Source organism: Microbulbifer maximicatervae (SeqCode), assembly GCF_052468155.1.
Map to the genome: position 1 here is coordinate 995,001 of NZ_CP174335.1, position 2,500 is coordinate 997,500.

1 rRNA gene (running past both ends of the window) is annotated in these 2,500 nt (G+C 52.6%); it reads right to left on the reverse strand.

Going from position 1 to position 2,500, the window contains the following annotated elements:
- Nucleotides 1-2,500 (reverse strand): 23S ribosomal RNA (locus tag ACJJIY_RS04175) (it extends past both window edges: 55 nt to the left, 327 nt to the right).

Here is a 2,500-nt window from a genome sequence, read left to right on the forward strand (position 1 = left end):
CCACACCCAGCCTATCAACGTGGTAGTCTTCCACGGCCCTTCAGGAGGCTCAAGGCCTCAGGGAGATCTTATCTTGAAGGAGGCTTCCCGCTTAGATGCTTTCAGCGGTTATCCCGTCCGAACATAGCTACCCGGCAATGCCACTGGCGTGACAACCGGAACACCAGAGGTTCGTTCACTCCGGTCCTCTCGTACTAGGAGCAACTCTTCTCAAATCTCCAACGCCCACGGCAGATAGGGACCGAACTGTCTCACGACGTTCTAAACCCAGCTCGCGTACCACTTTAAATGGCGAACAGCCATACCCTTGGGACCGGCTTCAGCCCCAGGATGTGATGAGCCGACATCGAGGTGCCAAACACCGCCGTCGATGTGAACTCTTGGGCGGTATCAGCCTGTTATCCCCGGAGTACCTTTTATCCGTTGAGCGATGGCCCTTCCATACAGAACCACCGGATCACTATGACCTACTTTCGTACCTGCTCGACATGTCTGTCTCGCAGTCAAGCGCACTTATACCATTATGCTCATTGCATGATTTCCGACCATGCTGAGTGCACCTTCGTACTCCTCCGTTACTCTTTGGGAGGAGACCGCCCCAGTCAAACTACCCACCATACACTGTCCTCGATCCGGATAACGGACCAGAGTTAGAACCTCAAACATACCAGGGTGGTATTTCAAGGACGGCTCCACAACAACTAGCGTCGCTGCTTCAAAGCCTCCCACCTATCCTACACAAATAGGCTCAAAGTTCAGTGCAAAGCTGTAGTAAAGGTTCACGGGGTCTTTCCGTCTAGCCGCGGGTACACTGCATCTTAACAGCGATTTCAATTTCACTGAGTCTCTGGTGGAGACAGCGTGGCCATCGTTACGCCATTCGTGCAGGTCGGAACTTACCCGACAAGGAATTTCGCTACCTTAGGACCGTTATAGTTACGGCCGCCGTTTACCGGGGCTTCGATCAAGAGCTTCGCCGAAGCTAACCCCATCAATTAACCTTCCGGCACCGGGCAGGCGTCACACCCTATACGTCCTCTTACGAGTTTGCAGAGTGCTATGTTTTTAATAAACAGTCGCAGCCACCTGGTCACTTCGACCGGCCTCAGCTTAGGGAGCAAGTCCCATCACCAAAACCGGCGTACCTTCTCCCGAAGTTACGGTACCATTTTGCCTAGTTCCTTCACCAGAGTTCTCTCAAGCGCCTTGGTATTCTCTACCTGACCACCTGTGTCGGTTTAGAGTACGATTCACTATTACCTGAAGCTTAGAAGTTTTTCCTGGAAGCAGGGCATCAACCACTTCACCCACTAAGTGGGCTTCGTCATCAGTTCTCAGCCTTAGGGACCCGGATTTGCCTAAGTCCCCAGCCTACAACCTTAAACATGGACAACCAATCGCCATGCTGGCCTAGCCTTCTCCGTCACTCCGTCGCAGTAATAGCGAGTACAGGAATATTAACCTGTTTCCCATCGACTACGGCTTTCGCCCTCGCCTTAGGGGTCGACTAACCCTGTCCCGATTAGCGTTGGACAGGAACCCTTGGTCTTCCGGCGGGGAGGTTTTTCACCTCCCTTATCGTTACTCATGTCAGCATTCGCACTTGTGATACCTCCAGCAGACCTCCCGATCCACCTTCAACGGCTTACACAACGCTCCTCTACCATGCTCCTAAGAGCATCCGCAGCTTCGGTTATCAGTTTGAGCCCCGGTATATCTTCCGCGCAGGCCGACTCGACTAGTGAGCTATTACGCTTTCTTTAAAGGATGGCTGCTTCTAAGCCAACCTCCTAGCTGTCTGGGCCTTCCCACATCGTTTCCCACTTAACTGATATTTGGGACCTTAGCTGGCGGTCTGGGTTGTTTCCCTTTCCACGACGGACGTTAGCACCCGCCGTGTGTCTCCCGCGATTGCACTCCTCGGTATTCGGAGTTTGCATGGGGTTGGTAAGTCGGGATGACCCCCTAGCCCAAACAGTGCTCTACCCCCGAGGGTGAGACGCGAGGCGCTACCTAAATAGCTTTCGAGGAGAACCAGCTATCTCCCGGCTTGATTAGCCTTTCACTCCGATCCACAGGTCATCCCCTAATTTTTCAACATTAGTGGGTTCGGTCCTCCAGTTGATGTTACTCAACCTTCAACCTGCCCATGGATAGATCGCCGGGTTTCGGGTCTATTGCCTGCAACTAAACGCCCTATTAAGACTCGATTTCTCTACGGCTCCCCTAAGCGGTTAACCTTGCTACAGACAATAAGTCGCTGACCCATTATACAAAAGGTACGCAGTCACCCCGAAGGGCTCCTACTGCTTGTACGTATACGGTTTCAGGTTCTATTTCACTCCCCTCTCCGGGGTTCTTTTCGCCTTTCCCTCACGGTACTGGTTCACTATCGGTCAGCTGGGAGTATTTAGCCTTGGAGGATGGTCCCCCCATATTCAGTCAAGATAACACGTGTCCCGACCTACTCGATTTCACTCTAAATGCCTTTTCGTGTACG